The organism is Gemmata algarum (assembly GCF_034097035.1).
In the GTDB taxonomy this organism is placed as follows: Bacteria; Planctomycetota; Planctomycetia; order Gemmatales; family Gemmataceae; genus Gemmata; species Gemmata algarum.
On record NZ_JAXBLV010000191.1, the window covers coordinates 17,107 to 36,975 of the forward strand.

Genomic DNA, 19,869 nt, shown 5'->3' on the forward strand with positions numbered 1-19,869 from the left:
CCGGGGATTCGGTGCCAGATCGGGTTGCGCCCGGAGTGACTACTGCCCCACCAGTTCTTTGACGAGCGGGGCGGCCGGGTACAGCTTGCGGAGCGCCTCCAGCACCGCCTTCGAGTGGACGGCGATGTGCCGGGCCTGCACGTCGGTGTACACGAAGTTCCGCACCAGCCCGTGCCGGTTGCGGTCGAAGTTGATGCCGACCAGCTCGCCGGCGCGGTTCAGCACCGGGCTGCCCGAGTTCCCGCCGATCGTGTCCGCCGTCGAGACGAAGTTGAACGGCGTCTTCAGGTCGAGCGTGTCCTTGCCGTCAAGCCAGCGCTTCGGCAGGTCGAACGGCTCCGCGCCGCCGAGCTTCGCGGACTTCTCGAACGCCTCGCCGAAGGTGGTATGGAAGTTCAGCTTCTCGCCGCCCACCTCGTACCCCTGCACGGTCCCGAACGCGAGCCGCAGGGTGAAGGTGGCGTCCGGGGCCACCGTGCTCCCGTACGCCAGGAACCGCACGGCGGCGAGCGCCGCGTACGCCTGCCGCTCGGGCTCCTCCACCTCGTTCTCGTAGCGGGCGCGGAGCTTGCGCGCTTCGGCGTCGATCGCCCGGGCGAGCTGGATGAGTGGGTCTTTGCTCTCCGCGACCGCCTGGGCGCCGCCTTCGACCAGGCGCTTGCGCTCGGCCGGGGCGAACAGCTTCGTGCCGGCGGTCAGCTCCTCGGCCCGCGCCGCCGGGTTCTTGCCCGCGAGCGCGAGTTTCACGAGGTCGTGCTCCCCGCCCAGGTTCTCGGCCAGGAAGGTGAGCGACGCGGCGAGCTTCGCGCGCTCCAGCTCGGGGTACAGCGGCGCGGGGCTGAAGAGCTGGTACTTGAGCGACTCCAGGTTGCTGTCGCGGTACTCGCGGAGCCGGTCCGCCGACTTCTTCGGCAGCTCGTCGCCCATGCGCACGCAGTGCCGGGCGATGCCGAACAGCGGGCTGAAGAACGCGTGCCCGGTTTCGACCAGCGCGTGCGCCTTCTCGAACCCGCGCAGCTTCGCCTGCACCGCCTCGATCCGCTCCAGCGCGCTCATGGCGTCGTCGAACGCCGACCGGAGCTTCGGGTAATGGGTCTGTTCGCTCAGCCCCCGCGCGTCGGCGGCGGCGCGCAGGAGGTCGCGCTCGGCCCGCTGCTTCTGTTCCATGATTTTGGGATCGAGCAGCCCCTGGAGCTGCCCGCTGAACGCCTTCCGGGCGTTCGCCACGCTGTGCAGGTCGGTCGCGGCCTGGCGGGCGCACTCGGGGCTCTGCTCGCCGTACTGCTTCAGCGCCGCTTCGAGGGTGCGCAACCGGTACAGCGTGTACGGGAGCAGCTCATCGCGCCGGTGCTTGAGCCGGGCGAGCGTTTCGAGCCGCTGGGTCGTGCCCGGGTGCCCGGTGACGAACACCAGCTCGCCGCTCTGCGGCCCGGTCTGGCTCCACTTGAGGAAGTGGGGCGTCTTCGCGGGCTGGCCGTTCTCGTAGGCGCGGAAGAACGTCACGTCGAGGTTCATCCGCGGGTACTCGAAGTTGTCCACGTCGCCGCCGAAGCTCGCGATCTGCTTTTCCGGCGCGAACACGAGCCGCACGTCGGTGTACTTCTTGTAGCGGTACAGGTGGTAGAGCCCGCCGTTGTAGAGCGTGACCACGTCCGACCGCAGGCCGGTTTTGTCGAGCGACTCCTTCTCGATGCGGCCCATCACCGCCCGGCGGGCCGCGAACGCCTCGGCCGCGGTCATATCCGGCTTGACCGCCGCGTTCACCTCCTTCGTCACGTCGGTGATGTCCTGGAGAACATTGATCTCCTGGTCCGGGCACTTCAGCTCTTTGTCGCGGGCGTCCGCGTAGAAGCCGTCCCGGAGCAGGTCCTTGCCGGCCGTGCTCAGCTTCTGGAGCGAGTCGGCCGCGACGTGGTGGTTCGTCACGAACAGCCCGTCCGGCGACACGAACCCGCCGGACCCGCCGCTGTTGAGCCGCACCGACGCGAGCATCGCGTTCTTCAGCCACGGGTCGGTGAGGTCGAACTGGTGGCGCTCCTTGAGGAGCTGCCGGGGCGGGTCGTTGAGGAGCCACATCCCTTCGTCGGAATGCGCCATCGGGAACCATCCTCCCACAAGCACGAGAGCCAGCGCCGCGCGCGTGTATCGCATAGCAAAAGCCGGGTTGGTTGAGCGGGGAGCGGGTCGGTCACTTCACGTTTCCGGTCGGGGACCGGCTCGGTCGAGCGCCGGGCGACGTGTGTCGCCTTCGGCACCGCCCGGAACGCGAAACCGGAAACGACCGGAACGCTCTCCGTTGTACCCGGGCGCGCCGGGCGCCGCCATCCGTTGTTCCGCGGCGCTTAGCCGTATTTCTGCTTGTGCTCGGCCTTCAGCCGTGTGTACTCGGGGTCGGCTTCGGCCTGCTTCCAGACGGTGTAGAACACCGCGGCGGCTTCGGCCTTCACCGGATCGTTCTTGTACGGCAGCACGCTCCCGTCGGCGCCGTACTTCCGGCCGCCCTTGTGGTTGGCGTACCGCCGCGCGCGGGTGTACCCCATTTGGAGGAACTTGCGCGCCATGTCCATGCCGACAAAATCCCCCCGATCCTTGTAACCGAGGAACAGCGCGTAGATCGCCCGCGACGACTCCTGGGCCACGTCCGGCGTGGCGAACCGCCAGTGCGGCAGGATCTCGCCCTTGTACGGCTCGACCAGCAGCACACCCTCCTCGCCGCGCCCCACTTTATAAAGCTCCGGGTGGTCGCGGAAGTTGACCGTGCGGAAGTCGAGCGCGTAGTCGAACGTCGGGCTGCGGTGCGTGTCCGCGCGGGGCGCGCGGCGGTTCGGAGATGCTCTCGCCATGTGACCCCTCCCGGTCGGGAGAATGCAGTTCGTGTGCCGTCCGGCGCACGGGCGCATCACACCGGCCGGTGAACCGCTCACCGTTTTGGACCTGGAATTTGAAGCGACAGATTTCTGTCCGCTCGGCGGCCCCGTCTGGCAGTATCACGGGACCGAGTTCCACTCGCTGGAGTGCGTCGTGACCCACATTACGCTCGCCCGCCTCATCCGCCCGGGACCGTGCGCCGGCGCGCCCGACGCCGACCTGCTCGCCAGATACTCCGGCGAGGGGGACGAGGCGGCGTTCGCCGAGTTGCTCCGCCGCCACGGCCCGATGGTCCGCTCCGTCGCGTATCGCGCGCTTCGCGATCGTCACGCGGCGGATGACGTCGTGCAGGCGGTGTTCCTGATCCTCACCCGTCAGGCCGGGCGGCTGACCCGTCCGGACCAACTCGCCGGGTGGCTGTTCGGGGTCAGCCGCCGGGTCGCGCTGCGGGCGGTGCGCGTGCGTCGGCAGCACCGAGCCGCGCCCCTCCGCGCCGACCTCTCGGCCCCGGCCCCGTGCGATCCCGGGTGGAGCGATCTGTTGCGCGTGCTCGACGACGAACTCGCCCGATTACCCGAAGACGAACGGGTGCCACTCGTGCTGTGCTACCTGGAGGGCCTCACCCAGGACGAAGCGGCGCGCGTCTGCGGGTGGAGCGTCCGAACGGTCCGGCGCCGGCTGGCGGCCGGGCGCGACCGACTGCGCCGGCGGCTCGACCGCCGGGGCGTCGAACTCGGGGCCGCTCTGACGGCCCTCGCGGTGGCTGCAAGCCCGGGCCGGGCGATGCCGCTCGAACTCGGCACCGGCCCCATGACCGGTCGGGTTTCGGACCTGGTTCGGGCCGAACTCGGCTCGGGCCGGTGGGCCGCTCTCGTCGGGTTGGTCGCCGGGCTCGCGGTCGCGGCTACCGTTGCAATCGGGGGCCTGGCGCCCGCCCGCACCGCGGCGCCGCCCGCGGCCCCCGCACCGCGCGTCGTCACGAACGCACCTGCCGATCCCGATCTGCCATCCGGGGCTCTCGCCCGGCTCGGGTCGGTCCGGTTCCGGCACACCGAACCGATCGAACTCCTCGCCGTTTCGCCGGACGGCCGGACCGTCTACGCCCGCGGCGGCGGTTGGCTGTCGGCGTGGGACGCGGGCGACGGCCGACGTCTGTTCCGGGTCGAAATCGGAGCGGACACCGGCTACCGGTCGTTCGGGACGCTGTTCGCTGCCGCCGACGCCGTTCGGGGCATCCGCGTTGACGGTAACGGGCGTGAGGACAAGAGGTACTCGGTCGTCTCGTTCGACCCGCGAACGGGACGGGAGCTGACGCGCGCGGAAATCGCCGCGGGCGTGGCGGTCAGCCCGGACGGGAGCCGCATCGTTCGTTGGGACGCGGGGGCCGCCGTGATCGAACCGACCGCACCCCGACCGATCTCCTATACGCTGTTCGATGTCGCGAGCAACAAGGAAATCGCCGTGCTGGGCCGCGGCCTGCGCCTCTCGGTCCAGTTCTCCGCCAACGGCCGCACCGTGGTGCTCGCCGATCACGGCGCGAGCTTCCGGGCGTTCGACGCCGCGACCGGGAAGCTGACCGGGGAGTTCCGGTTCGGCGGGGAGAACGGCCGGCAGATGACCACGATCCGGGCCGGGACCGAAGACATGCGGCTGGCTGTTCCGACTCCGGACGGCCGGGCGCTTGCGTTCTGGGGATTGGACGGAGAAAAGGCGGTGCTGAAGGTTTGGGACATCGGGGCGAAAACCGCGCGAACGCTCGGCGACGGGGACGGGCCATTCGCCGAGGACTCGATCGCGATCAGCCCCGACGGCTCGCGGGTCGCCACGTTCCGGCGGCGCGTCGGGTGGACGGTTCGGGACACCGCCACGGCGAAGGAAATCGGCCGCATTCCCCAGCCCGGAACGAGCCAGCGGGCGGCGCTCAGCGCGGACGGCCGGACGCTGTACACCATCCGGGACCGGGATTCTGTCGTGACCGTTCTGGACGTGGCGAGCGGCCGCGCGGTCGAACCGCGCCCGGACACGACAGGAGAAATAACCGACCTCCGGTTCGACCGCGCGGGCCGGTGGACCGCGCTGGCCGACGGTGCGCTGGTCACGTGGGACGCGGCAACGGGCCGGATCGCAAACCGGTCCGGTCCGTTCCCCATCGGCAAGCCGGCCTCGTCCTCGCGGTGGGCCGTATCTGCGGACTGCGGGCGTGTGTTCCGAACCGATTCGTCTTTCGGGTTCGCGGACGTGAGCGATGTGGGCACAGGTAAAATCGTGTGGGCGCAGGAGGGGGGCCATCCAGGTAAAATCGTGTGGGCGCGGGAGGTGGGCCATCTCGGTTTCGTTCACGCCGAGTTCGATCCGACCGGGCAGCGGGTGTTCGCGGCTCATTCCGGGTGGGCGATCGCGTTCGACGGGCGGTCCGGGAAGACGCTCTGGACGGCCACGGCCGGCACCGGGTACGGGGCGTTCGGGACGGCACTGGCGGTCAACCCTGATGGCCGGTCCGTCGCGCTGGCCGGCGGCTGGGCATCGACCCGTCGGTCGGGGACGCTGGGCCTGTTCGACGCCGCCACCGGGAAGCAACTGCACACCTGGGAGAGCGCCGGCTTCGAAGCGGGCGCGCTGACGTTCGCACCGGACGGTCGAACGCTGTACGCCGCGGAAGCAGGGGAGAACTACACGGTCGCCCGGGTCCGCGCGTACCGCACCGGTACGGGAAAGGTCGTGACCACCTTCAACGTCCCCACGCCGCTACCGCGGGTCGCCACCGTCAGTCCGGACGGCCGGACCCTGGCCGTTGCCTCCGGGCGCCACGTCCACCTGCTCGAACCGCTCACGGGGCGGCTGCGGCACACGTTCACCGGCCACGAGGCGCGGGTGAGTGCCCTCCGGTTCCGCCCCGACGGCCGGGTACTGGCGGCAGCCAGCCCGGACGCGCCGGTGTTGCTGTGGGACGTGTACGGCACATCCACCGGCCGCCGGCCGCTTCCCGCCCCGGATGGCCTGGGGAAGGCGTGGGACGATCTGGCCGGCGCAGACGCACAGGTCGCGTTCCGCGCGGTCCGGGTGCTCGCCGCCGGGACGGATGCGATTCCCGTTCTGCGCGAGCGGATGAAGGCCGTCCGCCCGCCGGATCTGGAAACGGTGAATCAGTGGGTTGCGGATCTCAGTTCGGCCGACTTTGCGACGCGGGAGCGGGCCACGGCCGCGCTGGCGAAGGTCGCTCGACTCGTGGAGCCCGAACTCCGAAAAGCGCGAGAGGCGTCCGAACGGCCCGAAGTGCGACAACGGCTCGACGCGGTGCTTGCGGACGCCAAACCGTCGGCCGAGGAACTCCGCGTCGTCCGGGCGGTGGAAGCGGTCGAGGCGATCGGCACCCCGGCCGCAGCGAAGTTACTCGGCGAGTGGGCGGAAGCGGGTGGCCTCTTGGCCCAGGAAGCGAAGGCCGCGGTCGCACGGCTCAACGGGATGTGATCCGGCGGCGAACCGTTCAGTCGGTTGGGACCGGAGCGACGCCGAGTTCCGCAAGCAGCTCCTTCACCTTTGCTCCGATGAGGTCGCGGACCTCGCGGAACTCCTCGGGCGGCATCTCGCGCGGGTCCGGGATCTGCCAGTCGAACCGGCGCCGGGCCTTCACCAGCGGGCACGCGTCGCCGCACCCCATCGTCACGGCCGCGTCGATCTCCTGGCCGTTGTAGTCGTCGAGACCCTTCGAGGCGTGGGAGCTGAGGTCGTACCCGAGTTCGGCCATCGCCGCGACCGCCTTCGGGTTCACCCGGCCGCTCGGGCGGCTGCCCGCCGAGAGCGCCTCAACCCGGGCGCCGCCGTAGAGCGCGGCGAACGCCTGGGCCATCTGGCTGCGGTTGCTGTTCTCGACGCACACGAACAGCACGCGGGTCTTGCGGTCGCTCACGCACATTCTCCTTTGCAGCAGCCCGGTTTCTGGATGAGCGCGCAGGTCGGAACCGCGACCGCGGCCCCGAGCAGCGGGGCCGCGACGTAGATCCACAGGTGCTGGACGCTGCCCGAGACGAGGGCCGGCGCGAGCGACCGGGCCGGGTTCATGCTCGCACCGGAGATCGGCCCGGCGAAGAGCGCCTCCAGCGCGATCAGCGCGCCGACGATGACGCCGCCGAGTGCCCGCACCGGCGGCTCCGCCGCGGTCACCGCGAGGACCACGAAAACCAGGACCGCGGTGAGCCACACCTCGAGCACGAAGGCGTGCCACGGCGGGCCGTGCGGGAGCGTCGCCCCGAGCGTCGCGTGGGCGGGGAACATCGCCCAGAGTAGCCCGCTGGCCGCGAACGCCCCGGCGAGCTGCGCGGCGGCGAACGGCAGCACCCGCCGGCCGGGAACGCGCCCGGCGAGCCACAGGCCGACCGTCACGGCCGGGTTCAGGTGCGCGCCGGACACGCCGCCGACGGCGTAGGCCATCACGAGCACCACGAGGCCGAACGTGAGGGCGACGCCGAGGTGCCCGATCTTCCCCGGGTTCGCGGCGTCGAACACGATGGCGCCGGTGCCCGCGAACACGAGCACGAACGTGCCGAACGACTCGGCCAACAGGCGACGCGACACGGGCGGCCCTCGACTTATGGTGTGCGGGGTCGTTCTAGCGAGCGGCGGCCCGGGCGGCCGGCCTTCCCGTGGGCGCCGGGGGCGGTAAAGTAACTCCGGTTCCGGCCCACGCTCCCGGCGCGACGACCATGCACCCGCCCTTTCCCGACCCGTACGAACACGACCACCCGCCCGTTCGGAACACGAACGAGGTCGCCACCTCGACCCTGTCGTTCAGCGCGTGGGCCGCCGACCGCGTCGCGGCGCTGGTCGGCTCGTGGTGGTTCATCGGGGTCCAGTCGCTGGTTCTGGCGGTGTGGGCGGGGTTGAACGTGGCGGCCTGGGTGGAGCACTGGGACCCGTACCCGTTCATCCTGATGAACCTGTTTCTGTCGATGCAGGCAGCGTACACGGCCCCGATGATCATGATGAGCCAGAACCGGGTCGCGGCGCTCGACCGCATCCGCGCCCAGAACGACTACGAGATCAACCTGAAGGCCGAGGAAGAGGTCCGCGTGGTGCTGGCGCACCTGGAGGCCCAGAGCGCCGTACTGCGACAGCTCCAGCAAGAGCTGCGCGAGTTGAAGGCGCAGCTCGGAAAATCGAACTGAAATCGCGTTCCTGCCGCCAACGTCAGACAAGAATACTGGGACCAGAGGCACCAAAGCGATTTACATCGGGACTGACTTAATAGCGTCGGGCAGGAGAGTCGCTCCCGCCCGGTTTCTGCGTTACTTGAGTGCGGTTTGCCCAAACGGTTCCGCACCCCAATAAGCTGCGGCTTGCACATCTCGCCTGGCCGTAGCCGCCGGCGTCACAGGGAGGGCGTTGCCGTCCAACCGGCCGAACTCGTGCAAGCCACCGGCCCGTGAACGCTGCGAGAAAGTCATAGCGCCAGAAGTGGACCGGATCGGGCAATCCATTTGACCTTCCAGCCCCAAACGGGTTCTTCCTTACCCGTTTTTACACTCGCCTTTGTTGCCACGTCGCGGTGGCCGAAGATGCTCCCGCCCAGCTTAGCAATGGCGCTGTATTTGATCCCTCCGCTCGTTGACTTGGCGATCTTGATCGACACCGTACCGGTCCCGACCACCGCCACGTTCCCGGCAGCCTTGATACCCCCGATCTGTGCCTCCTTGACGGCGGTAACGACGAAATCGAACTCCCTCTTCTTGTTGTAATACGCCTCGAACTGGGCCTCGACCTCGTGATAGCCGCAGGCCTCCACGGCCCCCCCACCGAAGTCGAACTCCCCCTTCCCGTTCCAGGAACTCTTGATGTCCGACATGGAGGTGACAACGACGAGGTACTCCGCGCTGCTGGTGTAAGAGGCCGTGGCGCCCACCTCGACCTTGGGAAAATTCAACAGATTGCCAGACAGTTCGGCTTGGGACACGGCCGCGGCCGAGCTCTCCAGTGACCACTTGTCGATCTCGATGCCACCCCGATTTTTGAGAGCGTTCTGGTGCCATCTCAACTCGAACCGCATCGCCCAAAGAGACTTGTCCAGCTCGCCAGACAACGCGAAGGTCGTTTCCTGCTTACCGCTTCGCTCGTGCGGCAAAAGTAGAAGTGTCGATAAAAATGCAATAATCATATAGATCTTTGGTAGCTTTTCTGTTGCCCACTCGGTGGCGACGATTTGGAGGGGCTCGCCCTTCCGCGCTTGTCCACTTGCCTTCGCCGCCGGTCCTTTCGAACATCCGCAACCGCGCTGCATCGGGGAGCCGGTTTTCGAATGTCTCATGGAAATGGGTTGTTGTAATATGACGATTGATAGACATCGGGCGGTTCATTTCGGAGCCGACGAGCATGGCAGGAATCCGTTTCGCTCCCTTCCTTCCCGTTGCCCGCCGGGGGCTTCAGAGCGGTTAAATCGGGTAACACGGCGGGGTACCCGAACGCCCGCCTGTATATCGCGTCGATGTCGGGGTCATCGGGGTGGCTTTGCTTGGCTCGGAGAACGGCCAACCGGTCGGCCCGCAACCTGTCGCGTCCCGGCGCGTCGAGATCGAAAAGGTCAATGAAATCTTGTCCGGCGGTAGTTTTACCCGTGATTTTCCCCCGGTCGTCAACGACGAGATGGTCCGCAAGGGGTGTGGTGAGGGGGTTGATCGGCAGCGGTTCGGCTCGGCGGTAGCTATTGCAGTCGTTACAGGCGTAGATCAGGTTCGTGTAAGTGGCCGCCAACTCCTCGTTGAGTGATTGCGGTTCGAAGTGATCGGCCCCCAATTCGGCGTGCCCGCTGACGCTGGAGCCCCAGGTCTCGCGCTTGAGGCAGTACACGCACCGGAAGACGAATTCGTCTCGCAACCACGGCTTGTAGGCCTGGTACTCTGTGTACCCTGCGGGAGCGTGCTTGTGCGCATGAGCCGCGGTAGGGTACGCGAACGGCGTCAGCAACGACATCAAAGAGCGCCCTTGGCAGCAAGGATGGCTTCGATTTCCGGGGCGAAGTAGTGGGGCGGTTTCGACGCACGCTCGACCAACGCCCGCGCTGTTGCTTGGAGGAAATCGAATTCGGCTCGTTCAACCTCGTCCAGTCCCTCTCGGTTCTTTTTCCGACTCAGAGCCACCCGGCGAGCGTTTTTCGCTTTCCATTCGGGCGAGTCGAGGGAGCCGATTGGTTGAGACATTACGAGCGATTGCTGATCGGCCGCCGCACTTGATAGCGGAGAAACTCCCGTCCCAGCCGTCACCCCCATACCCGCGAAGAAAGCCAGCAGCGCGTCCCTGGTCGACTTCGGGCGGCCGGGGAAATGTTCCGGTTCGACGGGTGTGAGCGAGCCGGGCTGGTGGGAGGAGGCGACGTATCCCGCCCACGTCACCGGCGAGCGGTGGAACTGGACCCCCAGGCGTTTGGCGATGCTCGGCAGCGCGGTTGCCGTGGCGGGACTTTCTCGGGCGGTATCGGCGAATGGCACCCAGGCGATCAGAGGGAGCCCCTTCGCGTGCGCGAGTTGAGCAACCTGGGTTGCGAGCTTTCCGCCAATGCCCCGGCCCCTGGCTTCGTGAGCAACAAATAGTTCTTCCAACTCGATCGACTTGCCGGTATCGAGTGCGAAGGCCCAGCCGAGACGCTCTTTGTCCGGATTGCCGGCCTCGAATGCGTACACACGGCGATCGAACTCATCCCGGCCTTGCCACGCCACCCAACCCGGCGACGGCTTCCTGACCTGTATGTTCGTAAATTCTTCCAGGAAGTATGTCGTCCAGTGTTCAATGATGTATCTGTCGTAATAAGCAAAAGGGAGCATGCCAAAGCCGAGACGTCCCCATCCTTCTCCCCATGAATTGGCAAAAAGAAAATGGAGCGCGTCTTGCACTCCCTCGACAACGGTCCCTCCGCTCCGGAATGGCATCTTCAGGTGGACCGCGTGTGTTTCCGGGGCGGCCACTTCACCCGGCGCGGGCATCGAAATGAACCCGTCGAGCGGCTTGACCCAACTCGAAAAGAGTGGAAGACACACCTTCGTGAGAGCTTCCGGCCCGCGTCGGGAGATAACGTGCGCGGCTTCGTTAGCCGAGCGAATGCGGCGGTAAAAGCGCCTTCGCTTCGGCCAGAAGAACCGCCGGAGGTGGGCCGGGGTGTTCTGGAACGTCCCGTCCTGATTGACGGGAACCATGTGCTCTTCAAGGGAGTCGGGCAACCCCTCCAGGTACAGGAGGCGCATGTTCGTAACACCCCACTGCCCCACGTCGTGGGGGTGGCGCCCCTCGAACTCGAGAGACCGGGTGTACACGTAAGGGATCTTGTGCATTTTGGGCGGCTCCCGCAGCCATTCTATCCGCTCTCTTGCCGCTGCGAAATCCTGGCCGTGTTCCGCTTGCGCGAAGTCCTGAGCCGTGCCACCTGCCCCGGCGGTAAGATCGTGTCGAGCCAACCGAACAGGTTTGCGGTGTGCGGCAGAGGCGGGCGGTCCACGTCACTCCTCCGTCGGCCGCGGGCGGTTGCCCCAGTGCGCAGGCGGGGCGCCCGCCACGACCACGCCCTTCTCGTGCCAGCCCATGTGCGCCCGCACGTCGCCGGTGGTGTAGCGGAGGGTCAGCCCGCAGCGGCGGCGGTCGCTCGTGTTCGCCTCGGAGCCGTGCAGCAGCAGGTCCGAGTGCAGCGACGCCTGCCCGGCCTTGAGCTCGACGTACACCGGGGCGCCGTACCGCTCCACCTCGGGCACCGTCTGGTTCAGGACGTTGCTCTCGTCGGTCTCGCTGAGCTGGTAGGTGAGGTGCCCCAGCCCCTGCGTGCCGGGGATGTACTTCATGCAGGCGTTGCCGCGGTCGGCGTCGTCGATCGCCAGCCACACCGTGACCGCCTTGCTCGGGGTGAGCGGCCAGTAGCTCGCGTCCTGGTGCCAGCTCACCGTCTTGCCGTCCCGCGGCATCTTGCAGAAGAAGTGCGACCCCCACGCCACCACGCTCGGGCCGAGCAGGTCGGACACGACGGCGACGATCTTCGGGTTTGTCAGCACGTCCCACACCCGCCCGTGCCGCAGGTGCGCGGAGCTGATGGAGTAGCTGTCTTTCCCTTCCGCCACGTACCTTCGCAACAGGTCGTCGAAGTAGCGGCGCAGCTCATCAGCCTCGCCCGCCGTAAAGATGTCGAGCGGCTTGACGTAGCCGTGCCGGTTGTAGTGTTCGACCTGCTCGCGGGTGAGCGTCTTCGGGTCGGTGGTGCCGCTCGGGTGAAACGAGAGGTCGCGCGGGATCTGCTGGAGGTCGTCCTGTCCCGGGATCGCTTGGAACGTGTTCGGGGCGCTCATGGTGGGGCTCTGTGGGGAGGGGAAGAGCATTTTACACGCCCCCGGCCGCACCGCCACACGGCGCGTCGCCCTCATTCACGGCCCGGCTGGTTGTGTCTGTTTTTGTGGCACAGACATTTCTGTCGGTGCGGCGCGAGAAGGCCGCACCGACAGGAATGTCTGTGCCACAAAGACAAAAACCAAAACGGGCACCAACAGCCGCTTCGTGTATCAGCCGGTGCGCACCGGATTCATTAGATTCAAGACAGTGTGATTTTGAATGCGTTGGTGCGGCACGTTTATTAGTCAGACATGAAATGACCGGCACACTACTTCCGCAACAACTTCGCGCACGCGGCCTTGGCGGCGGCGCTCACGTGCTGGTCCGGGTCGCCGCACGCCGTCTGGATGTAGCCCAGGAACTGGGGATCGAAGTAGCCCAGCTTGCACAGGTGGGTGACGCACGCCGCCCGCACCTCGCCGCACGGGTCCGCCTGGGCGGCCTTGAACAGCACCGCCTTCACCCCGTCTGTCGAGCCGTGCCGGCCCTCCGCTAGGCCCTTCGCGGCCGTCAGCCGCGCCGACGGCGCGTCCATCGATTGCAGCGCGATCACGAACGGCTCCACGTCGCGGTCGAACGCCACTTGCGGCGGGACGTACCCCGCCGGCACCACGATCTGGAGCGGCTTCGTCGATGACGTGCCGCCCGGCGGGACCGGGATCGGCGGCAGCCCGCTCCCGCCGCCCGGAGCTGCGGGGAGCGGCACCGGGATCGACGGCGGGGCGGTTGTTGCCGGGGCGGACGGGAGCGGCGCCGGGATCGCCGGGACCGTCGGGAGCGGTGCGGGGATCGACGGCGTTGTCGTCGCCGGCGCGGGCGCCGGAACGCTCGGGGCGGTCGTCACCGGTGGCGGCGTGACGGGCCTCGTCGGCATCACGCGCGGCGGCTCGGCCGTGGTGCTCCCGCCGGTCAGCCCGCCGGCGGGCGTCGGGATCACGGCCGGCGGGGTCGCGCTCGTCGGCTTGGCGCCGGCCGGCGCCGTCATGGCGGGCGCGCTCGCGGCCGGCGGCTTCTTCGGCCCGAACACGCGGCCGAACAGGCCGGGCTTCTTCGCCGGCTCGTTCGGCTCCGGGGACTTGTCCCGGTCGCCGAACACGCGGCCCAGGATCGGCCGCTTGTCCTTCTCCTTCTCTTTGTCCTTCTCTTTGTCTTTCGCGGCGTCGGGCATCGTTGCCGCGAGCGGCGGGGTTAGCGGGTCGTTGGCCCGCGGCTTCGCCTTCGGCGGCGCGGCGTCCGGCGCCTTCGGCGGTTCGACGGGTTTACCCGGCTCCGGCGCCCCGGCGCCCTTCGCGGGGGCCGCGTCCGGCTGGTCCACGAGCGTGATCGTTTCGCCGGACTTGGTGTCCTTGAGCTCGGAGTGGTAGGAGCCGTCCGCCTGCTTCTCGCACTTGAGCACCTTGAACTGGCGCTCGCCCTTGCCCTCGATGGTGAGCGAGATGGTCGCGCCGACCTTCTGGGGCGGCGCGTCCGCGCCGACCGCCGCGAGCGAGACGGTCATGGTGGCGCCGACCGCCGCGGCCCACGCCCACCGCTTGCTGAACCAACGGGTCATGCCATTGCCTCCTTGCAGCGTGCCCGTGTCGCCGTCCGTGGCGCTGCGAGCGTCCGTGCGTAACGGAAGAATCGTCCGCCGCGGATGTGCCGGTTGACCCCGGACTGTGGAAGATAGGGGGATCGCGGCGGAACGTGGGCAAACTGTGCGTGACATGCGGGCCGTGCAGGCACCGCCGGAGTGATCGGTTGAGCCGCGGCCGGCCGGCCCCGGGCCGACCGTTCAACGGAGGCGTGGCTTGTGAGAAAGAAATGCGAATGCCTCACCGGGGCGCGCACGAGTTGCGGCGAGCAATATAAAAGGAAGACGCGTGACCGTAAGCGTTCACGCCGCCCGGCCGGTGGCGCCCGCGGGGCGCGAATCCACCGGGATCTTCGTTCCACGCGCGGGGCGGGGGCGGTACGATGAGCCCGCCGAAGCCGCTGCGGTGAGGAGCCGATGACCAACGTTCCGCCGATCGACCCGCTCGCGCTGCTCCGCCCGAAGCGGAAGGTCACCGGCATTTCGGCGATCCTGCTCCCGTTCACGAGTTCCGGCGAGATCGACTGGCCGGCGTTCGCGGCCCACTGCGTGCGCACCGCCGAGGCCGGGCTGACGCCGGCCGTGAACATGGACACCGGGTTCGTCAACCTGCTCACGCCGGAACAGAAAATTGCGGTGCTGGACGCCACCCGCTCCGCTCTGGGCGGAAAAAACTTTGTGGCGGGCACGTTTGTCGGAGACGTTCCCGGGGCCGCCTTCGATTTATCTGGGTACCAGCGGGCGGCCGCCGAGGTGGTCGCGCGCGGCGGCACGCCGGTGATCTTCCAGAGCCACGGCCTGACCGCGCTGCCCGGCCCGGAACTGATCGCGGCCTACGAGGCGTTGGGCTCCGGGTGCGACTCGTTCATCGCGTTCGAGTTGGGCACGATGTTCGCGCCGTTCGGGCGGATCTACGACCTCGAGGTGTACCGGGGGCTGCTGGGCGTGCGCCGGTGCGTCGGGGCTAAGCACTCGTCCCTGAACCGCGAGGCGGAGTGGCGGCGCCTCGCGCTGCGCGACGCGGTGCGCCCGGAGTTCAAGGTGTTCACCGGCAACGACCTGGCCGTCGACATGGTCGTGTACGGCAGCGACTACCTGCTCGGGCTCAGCACCTTCGCCCCCGACCTGTTCGCGCTGCGGGACTTGTACTGGCTGAACGGGGACGTGCGGTTCTACGAACTGAACGACGTGCTACAGTACCTCGGGTTCCTCGCCTTCCGCGGCCCGGTGCCGGCGTACAAGCACTCGGCCGCCATGTTCCTGAAGTTGCGAGGGTGGATCGGGTGCGACGCGACTCACCCCCGCAGCCCGGCCCGCCCGGATTCGGACCGTGAGCTGCTCCGCGGGATCGCGGGGCAGCTCGGACTTTGACCCGCCCGGCCGCTGCTCCCCGGTCGCGCGGTTGTATTGGCCCACTGAGGAGGACGCCCGAAATGGCCCTCGACGATTGCACCCCGCTCCCGACGACGCTGCTCCCGCGCCCGCGCGTTCTGGTCGTGGACGACGAGTCCAGCATCCGGATGATCGCTCGGATGATGCTGGAGCGGGCGGGTTATTTGGTCGAGGAGGTCGGGGACGGGGCCGGGGCGGTCCAGCGGGCGGGGCTCGCGGAGCGCCCCTTCGCCGTGGTGCTGCTGGACGTTTCGCTCCCGGACCGCAGCGGGGTCGAACTGGTGTCCGAGCTGCGCGCCCTGGTGCCGCACGCCAAGTTCGTGCTGATGAGCGGCCGGCCCGAAGAGGACTTACCGAGCCACGGGGCCGACGGGTACCTGGCCAAGCCGTTCATGCGCGACCAGCTGATTGCGGCGGTCCGTGCGGCGCTGGCGCTCAGCCCGCGGTGAGGCGCGGGCCGGGCGCATCAAGGAGCCCGCCCGCTCGCGTCAGGCGTGCCGGAGCGACAGCCACGTGTGTACGGCCCAGTCGCGGTCGGTCTCGCTCCCGACGTACACGTTGCACACCGCCAGTTCGCCGGGCGCGCCGGTTACGCCGCTCAAGCGCCACAGCCGCCGGCCGTCCTCTTCCACGACCCCGAACACCGCCTCGCCGCGGAGCCCGTCGCGGTCCAGCGGCGGCAGCGGCTCCCCCTCCGGTAAGCTCTTGCGCCCCACCTCGGCGGTCTCGGCCGCGGTCGGCTGGGCGCCGTCCTTCTTGGTGAACCGCAGCGCCTGGAACCACACCGTGCGGGTGCCGTCCCAGGCGGTCCAGGTGCGGTCGTGGTTCCGCTCGCGGAGCAACTCGCCGGGCACCTCCACCGACCACCCGCCGTCGAGCTGCACGCGGACCGCGTAGCGCCGGTAGCCGATCCGCTCTTTCGCGGGCGCCGGGAGCGGCCCGAGGTGCTTCCACAGCTCGATGCTCAGCCCCGCGTCGTCGGGCGTGACGCAGTACCCGTCCTCGTCCCCGCGGATCGCGGTCAGCAGCTCGAGCCACTCCGCCCAGGGCAGCTCCGCCCCGGGATCGAGCTTGAACGCGCTAGCGAGGTCGTTGGCGATCTGGTCCGCCAGCTCGCCCTCCTCCTCCGACAGCGGCGGGCGCCACGGGAAGTCGCACCAGAGCCGCACCAGCGCCCGGTCCCGGTAGAACGCCGGGTCGAGGTCCGGCGCCCACCACGGGAAGAACTCGCGCCCCCGCGCCGGGGCGGCGGCCACTTGGTCGCGCCACGCCCGCGTCCGCGGCCCGAGCGGCGTGAGCACCTCGCCCGGGTGGCTGTATCCGTGGTTCGGGGGCAGGCCGGGGCTCGTCGCGCCGGCGGCGCACGCGTCGGCGAGCCAGCGCAAGAACGCCTGCTCGCACCGCTCGCGGTCGCGGGACTGGAAGTAGTTCGTGGGGTCGGTGCAGTCGTCGAGGGGCCACGCGAATTGGAACTCGGCCGCCAGCCGGCGGAGCAGCCCGCACAGGTGAATGTGGTACCCCGGGCCGGCGGGCGTCGTGACCGCGGTCACCCGGACCTTCCCGCCGGCCCCGAGCCGGACCTCGGCCGCGGGCGCCGCCGGGTGCAGCAGCACCAGCAGAACGGGCCGGTCCTCGCCGTCGCGCACCACGCGGGCGTCGAGCACCACGTCCCCGACGCCCTCGAACCAAACCGCGGCGCGGCTGAGCCAGTCCCGGACCTCGTCGCGCGCGAGCCGCTCGGGCGGGTTCAGGTGGCCGGTGAGGGTCAGAACGATCGGCATCCGGGGTGGCCCGCTCCATCGTGAAGGCGAGTGGGTTCCTTCGTGCTGCCAGTGTACGACCGTGAGCCGCAAGGAGAAGGGAAGCCGTGCCGTGCGACCGATCGAGCCGCCCGGCCTTTGCGCCGGGCCGGCGGGTTCTCAACGCCCCGTTCCCGTCCCGGCGGGCCGCGGGACCCGGCACCGCCCGGGCGAACGACGAAGCGCCGCCGGAACTTCCGGCGGCGCTCGGCGGCGATCAGGAACGCGAGGTTACGGTTGCCGTTTCGGCCCGAACGGGTTGTTCTCGTCGCCCATGCCGCCGGGGCCGGCGGTCTTCCGGGACTCGACCGTCTTCAGCCAGTCGGTCCACTTCGAGGTGATGTTGGCGCGGTTCTCGTCCCCCTCGTCCGCCCGGCTGTTGCGCACTTGCAGGGTGCCGTTCGGGTGAACGATCAGCATCTCGGTGGCCGCGTCCTCGTCGACCACTCGGGTCTGGTTCATCAAGTTGCCCTTGTCGTCGAAGCGGGCGTTGAAGCGGTTCTTCACGCGGCCCCCTTCGAAGTCCACCAGGATCGACTTGGTCGAGAAGTCCACCAGCCAGCCCTTCGGCTGCGGCGCCTCCTTGCCCTTGGCGGGGACGATCTTCTCGGGCACCTCGCGGAGCACGTACTGCGGCGGCTGCGACTCGGACGACCACAGCGGCAGCTTCACGAACTGCTTGCGGCCGATGTACTCGCCCCGGCCCACCGGCATCTCGGCCATCACCCACGCGCCCACCGGCTCGCGCTTGCCGCCGGCCTCGGTTCGCACCTGCTCCATCCAGGTGGCCATTTGCACCACCGCCTGATGGTCCTGAAGTTGGAGCCGCTTCAGCAGCTCCTTCTGGCCGGCGTACTCGGTCTCGGTGTGCTCGCGGTACGCCTTCGTGTCGTGCGCGTACAGGAACGACTCGGCGGGCACCGTGATCGACACGTTGAGCTGCTTCCACTTGCTGTACAGCACCTGCACCTTGGCCGCCGCCGGGTCGGCGACCTGCTTGTCTTGCTGGTAGTTCGGGTTCAGCATCTTGAGCCGGACGCGGTACTGGTAGGTGCGCCCGGGCTGCACGTCGCAGTCCACGAACCGGAGCAGGAAGTTCTCGACCTCGACCGGCGGCGGGCCGCCGGCGCCGAACCCGAACCCGCCCGGTCCGCCCGGCATACTGCCCGAGCCGCTAGACCCGCTCGGCAGGGGCGGCCCGCCCGGCATACTGCCCGGTCCGGGGCGGATGCCCATCGGCCCGCCCGGCATCGCACCCGGCGAACCGCCCGGCATCGCACCCGGCGAGCTCACCCCGCCGAACTGCTCGCCGCCGATGCCAAACGAGCCGGTGGTGTTCACCGAACCGCTGTAGAGGCCGATCCGCCCGGTCTCGCCCTGCAACTTCTTCGCCAGCTCCGACGCCGTCACCTTGGGCTTGGCGGCGTCCTCCAGCTTCTTGATGTTGTCGGTGATCGACTTGAGCCGGATGTCGGGGTACTTCACCTTGAGGTCCGGCGCCAGGAGCGGCAGCGGCATCGACAGCATCATCTCGGGCTTCAGGAAGTACGGGAGGAAGCCCTCGTCGTAGTGGTGCCCGATGGCCCGGGTGTGGATCTTCTCGATGTACTTTTCTTCGAACTTGTAGTTGAAGTCGGACCGGTTGTCCTTGGGCACCACCTCGCCCCACTCCTGGATGACGCGCTCCGTCCCGTCGCTCATGACCTGCGTTTCGCGGCGCTGGATGTCGAACCCGTCGTACCACGCCCAGCGCCGGGCCTCGGCCTCGGCGGCGTCCAGCTCGGCCTGGTTCCGGAACCCGCCCTTGCCGTCCGGGATCGGCACCGGGGACGGCAGGCGCAGCGCCCGCTTGATCTCGTCCAGTTGCTGCTTGTAGGGCACCGCCGCGTGGATGGTGACCAGCCGCACCGGGATCACGGTCAGCGCCGGCGGCTTGCCGTCGGCGAGCGCCTTGTCGATGTCGGCCAGCGGCACGTACGTGAGCACCCGGCCCTCGTCGTTGCGCCGGCTGTTGTTGTCGTACATGCCGCCCGGCATGCCGAACGGCGACCCGGGCATCGAGCCCGGCATCGCACCCTCCCCGCCGCGCCCCGGTCCGCCGGCCCCGAATTGCCCGGGCGAGCCGCCCGGCCCGAACTGCCCTGGTGCCCCACCCGGCCCGAACTGTCCGGGCGAGCCCCCCGGCCCGAACTGCCCGGGCGCTCCGCCCGGCCCGAACTGTCCGCCGGGTTGCGGTTGTTGCGGCTGTTTGGTGACCTTCTTGCCGTTGATCGCTTTCCGCTTCAGGGCGTCGGCGGCCTGCTGGATCTTGGTCCGATCCAGCTCGCTCTTGACCTTCGTGGCGAGCACCGCGATTAGCGGCTCGTTGTCGTTGTTGTAGATGATGTCGTACCCGGGCATGGCGGACCGGGTGAGGTCCACCTGGTACTCGCCGATGGTGAGCACGAACGGGTTCTCCCGTTTCGTGTTCGGCTGTGCGGTCGGGTCGAACAGCGGCACCTGGATCGGGAAGTCGTTGATCCGCGCCGGCCGGTTGATCGGCGGCTTGGTGATGAACGGCGGGGGCTGGATCTCTTCCAGGTCTTTAGGCGAGGCCGTGTCGTTCTGGATCTTCTGCGTGAGGCTGTTGGCGCTTTGGGCGAGCTTGCTGGCGATGTCGGTCGGGTCCTTGGCGCTGCCCCACTTGGACACGCCCCACAGGAGCAGCACGACCAGGCAGAAGCCGGCCACGCCCATCACCAAGTACTCGCCCTTTTTGAGCAAGAAGTCCTTGGGGTCGAACTTGATCTTCGCTTTCGCCACGGTTGGTCCCTCGTGTGGGCCGGTGTTCGCGTCCGGGCCGCCGGTTGAATAACGGCGCGTGCCCGGGAAATGTTGGAGCCGGTT

The 19,869-nt window shown here is 68.8% G+C and carries 15 protein-coding genes; 4 read left to right on the forward strand and 11 right to left on the reverse strand.

Features of this window, described 5'->3' with window-relative positions:
* Positions 1-39 precede the first annotated feature (39 nt).
* Entirely contained in the window at positions 40-2,097 is a 2,058-nt protein-coding gene (locus R5W23_RS19540; RefSeq protein ID WP_320687734.1) for a S46 family peptidase, read from the reverse strand.
* 245 nt (positions 2,098-2,342) lie between these two features.
* Positions 2,343-2,843, reverse strand: a complete 501-nt coding sequence (locus R5W23_RS19545) for a DUF4385 domain-containing protein (RefSeq protein WP_320687735.1) — start codon at positions 2,841-2,843, stop codon at positions 2,343-2,345.
* Positions 2,844-2,865: 22 nt separating this feature from the next.
* Between R5W23_RS19545 and R5W23_RS19550 the strand changes: the two genes are divergently transcribed.
* On the forward strand, positions 2,866-6,336 hold the full coding sequence (locus R5W23_RS19550) for a sigma-70 family RNA polymerase sigma factor (protein ID WP_320687736.1): 3,471 nt from the start codon (positions 2,866-2,868) through the stop codon (positions 6,334-6,336).
* 16 nt (positions 6,337-6,352) lie between these two features.
* Here R5W23_RS19550 and R5W23_RS19555 read toward each other — a convergent pair whose 3' ends face one another.
* Both R5W23_RS19555 and R5W23_RS19560 read right to left on the reverse strand, forming a co-directional pair.
* On the reverse strand, positions 6,353-6,775 hold the full coding sequence (locus R5W23_RS19555; RefSeq protein ID WP_320687737.1) for an arsenate reductase ArsC: 423 nt from the start codon (positions 6,773-6,775) through the stop codon (positions 6,353-6,355).
* Entirely contained in the window at positions 6,772-7,440 is a 669-nt protein-coding gene (locus R5W23_RS19560) for an MIP/aquaporin family protein (protein ID WP_320687738.1), read from the reverse strand. Before R5W23_RS19560 ends, R5W23_RS19555 begins: the two co-directional genes overlap by 4 nt.
* Positions 7,441-7,568: 128 nt before the next feature.
* Here R5W23_RS19560 and R5W23_RS19565 point away from each other — a divergent pair, with 128 nt between their 5' ends.
* A complete protein-coding gene (locus tag R5W23_RS19565; protein WP_320687739.1) occupies positions 7,569-8,030 on the forward strand; it encodes a DUF1003 domain-containing protein in 462 nt (153 codons plus the stop codon).
* A gap of 275 nt (positions 8,031-8,305) precedes the next feature.
* Here R5W23_RS19565 and R5W23_RS19570 read toward each other — a convergent pair whose 3' ends face one another.
* The 5 genes from R5W23_RS19570 to R5W23_RS19590 all read right to left on the reverse strand — a co-directional run bounded on the left by R5W23_RS19570 (position 8,306) and on the right by R5W23_RS19590 (position 13,771).
* The gene (locus tag R5W23_RS19570; protein WP_320687740.1) at positions 8,306-9,016 is read right to left on the reverse strand and encodes a hypothetical protein; all 711 of its coding nucleotides are present in this window, start codon (positions 9,014-9,016) and stop codon (positions 8,306-8,308) included.
* 146 nt (positions 9,017-9,162) lie between these two features.
* Positions 9,163-9,828: an HNH endonuclease gene (locus R5W23_RS19575; RefSeq protein ID WP_320687741.1), complete on the reverse strand. Its 666-nt coding sequence runs from the start codon at positions 9,826-9,828 to the stop codon at positions 9,163-9,165.
* Positions 9,828-11,093, reverse strand: coding sequence for a GNAT family N-acetyltransferase (locus R5W23_RS19580; RefSeq protein WP_320687742.1), 1,266 nt, complete (start codon positions 11,091-11,093; stop codon positions 9,828-9,830). Before R5W23_RS19580 ends, R5W23_RS19575 begins: the two co-directional genes overlap by 1 nt.
* Positions 11,094-11,345: 252 nt before the next feature.
* The gene (locus R5W23_RS19585) at positions 11,346-12,179 is read right to left on the reverse strand and encodes a phytanoyl-CoA dioxygenase family protein (RefSeq protein ID WP_320687743.1); all 834 of its coding nucleotides are present in this window, start codon (positions 12,177-12,179) and stop codon (positions 11,346-11,348) included.
* 308 nt (positions 12,180-12,487) lie between these two features.
* Complete coding sequence (locus R5W23_RS19590) at positions 12,488-13,771, reverse strand: hypothetical protein (protein ID WP_320687744.1); 1,284 nt, start codon at positions 13,769-13,771, stop codon at positions 12,488-12,490.
* A gap of 438 nt (positions 13,772-14,209) precedes the next feature.
* Here R5W23_RS19590 and R5W23_RS19595 point away from each other — a divergent pair, with 438 nt between their 5' ends.
* Together R5W23_RS19595 and R5W23_RS19600 are read left to right on the forward strand one after the other, a co-directional pair.
* A complete protein-coding gene (locus tag R5W23_RS19595; RefSeq protein WP_320687745.1) occupies positions 14,210-15,163 on the forward strand; it encodes a dihydrodipicolinate synthase family protein in 954 nt (317 codons plus the stop codon).
* Between the two features lie 62 nt (positions 15,164-15,225).
* Positions 15,226-15,633 carry a response regulator gene (locus R5W23_RS19600; protein WP_261190349.1) on the forward strand — a complete coding sequence of 136 codons (408 nt, stop codon included), beginning with the start codon at positions 15,226-15,228 and terminating at the stop codon, positions 15,631-15,633.
* Positions 15,634-15,672: 39 nt separating this feature from the next.
* Here R5W23_RS19600 and R5W23_RS19605 read toward each other — a convergent pair whose 3' ends face one another.
* Both R5W23_RS19605 and R5W23_RS19610 read right to left on the reverse strand, forming a co-directional pair.
* Positions 15,673-16,965: a hypothetical protein gene (locus R5W23_RS19605; RefSeq protein WP_320687746.1), complete on the reverse strand. Its 1,293-nt coding sequence runs from the start codon at positions 16,963-16,965 to the stop codon at positions 15,673-15,675.
* Positions 16,966-17,214: 249 nt separating this feature from the next.
* Positions 17,215-19,785 (reverse strand): hypothetical protein, encoded by a 2,571-nt coding sequence (locus R5W23_RS19610; protein ID WP_320687747.1) that lies wholly within the window; start codon positions 19,783-19,785, stop codon positions 17,215-17,217.
* Positions 19,786-19,869: the final 84 nt, after the last annotated feature.

Excerpts from the sequence above, each read along its gene's own strand:
- R5W23_RS19540 (WP_320687734.1), bottom strand. The coding sequence starts at position 2,097 with ATGGCGCATTCCGACGAAGGGATGTGGCTCCTCAACGACCCGCCCCGG.
- R5W23_RS19550 (WP_320687736.1), top strand. The coding sequence starts at position 2,866 with ATGCAGTTCGTGTGCCGTCCGGCGCACGGGCGCATCACACCGGCCGGT.
- R5W23_RS19575 (WP_320687741.1), bottom strand. The coding sequence starts at position 9,828 with ATGTCGTTGCTGACGCCGTTCGCGTACCCTACCGCGGCTCATGCGCAC.
- R5W23_RS19565 (WP_320687739.1), top strand. The coding sequence starts at position 7,569 with ATGCACCCGCCCTTTCCCGACCCGTACGAACACGACCACCCGCCCGTT.
- R5W23_RS19590 (WP_320687744.1), bottom strand. The coding sequence starts at position 13,771 with ATGACCCGTTGGTTCAGCAAGCGGTGGGCGTGGGCCGCGGCGGTCGGC.
- R5W23_RS19545 (WP_320687735.1), bottom strand. The coding sequence starts at position 2,843 with ATGGCGAGAGCATCTCCGAACCGCCGCGCGCCCCGCGCGGACACGCAC.
- R5W23_RS19580 (WP_320687742.1), bottom strand. The coding sequence starts at position 11,093 with ATGCGCCTCCTGTACCTGGAGGGGTTGCCCGACTCCCTTGAAGAGCAC.
- R5W23_RS19585 (WP_320687743.1), bottom strand. The coding sequence starts at position 12,179 with ATGAGCGCCCCGAACACGTTCCAAGCGATCCCGGGACAGGACGACCTC.
- R5W23_RS19600 (WP_261190349.1), top strand. The coding sequence starts at position 15,226 with ATGGCCCTCGACGATTGCACCCCGCTCCCGACGACGCTGCTCCCGCGC.
- R5W23_RS19570 (WP_320687740.1), bottom strand. The coding sequence starts at position 9,016 with ATGATTATTGCATTTTTATCGACACTTCTACTTTTGCCGCACGAGCGA.
- R5W23_RS19595 (WP_320687745.1), top strand. The coding sequence starts at position 14,210 with ATGACCAACGTTCCGCCGATCGACCCGCTCGCGCTGCTCCGCCCGAAG.
- R5W23_RS19605 (WP_320687746.1), bottom strand. The coding sequence starts at position 16,965 with ATGCCGATCGTTCTGACCCTCACCGGCCACCTGAACCCGCCCGAGCGG.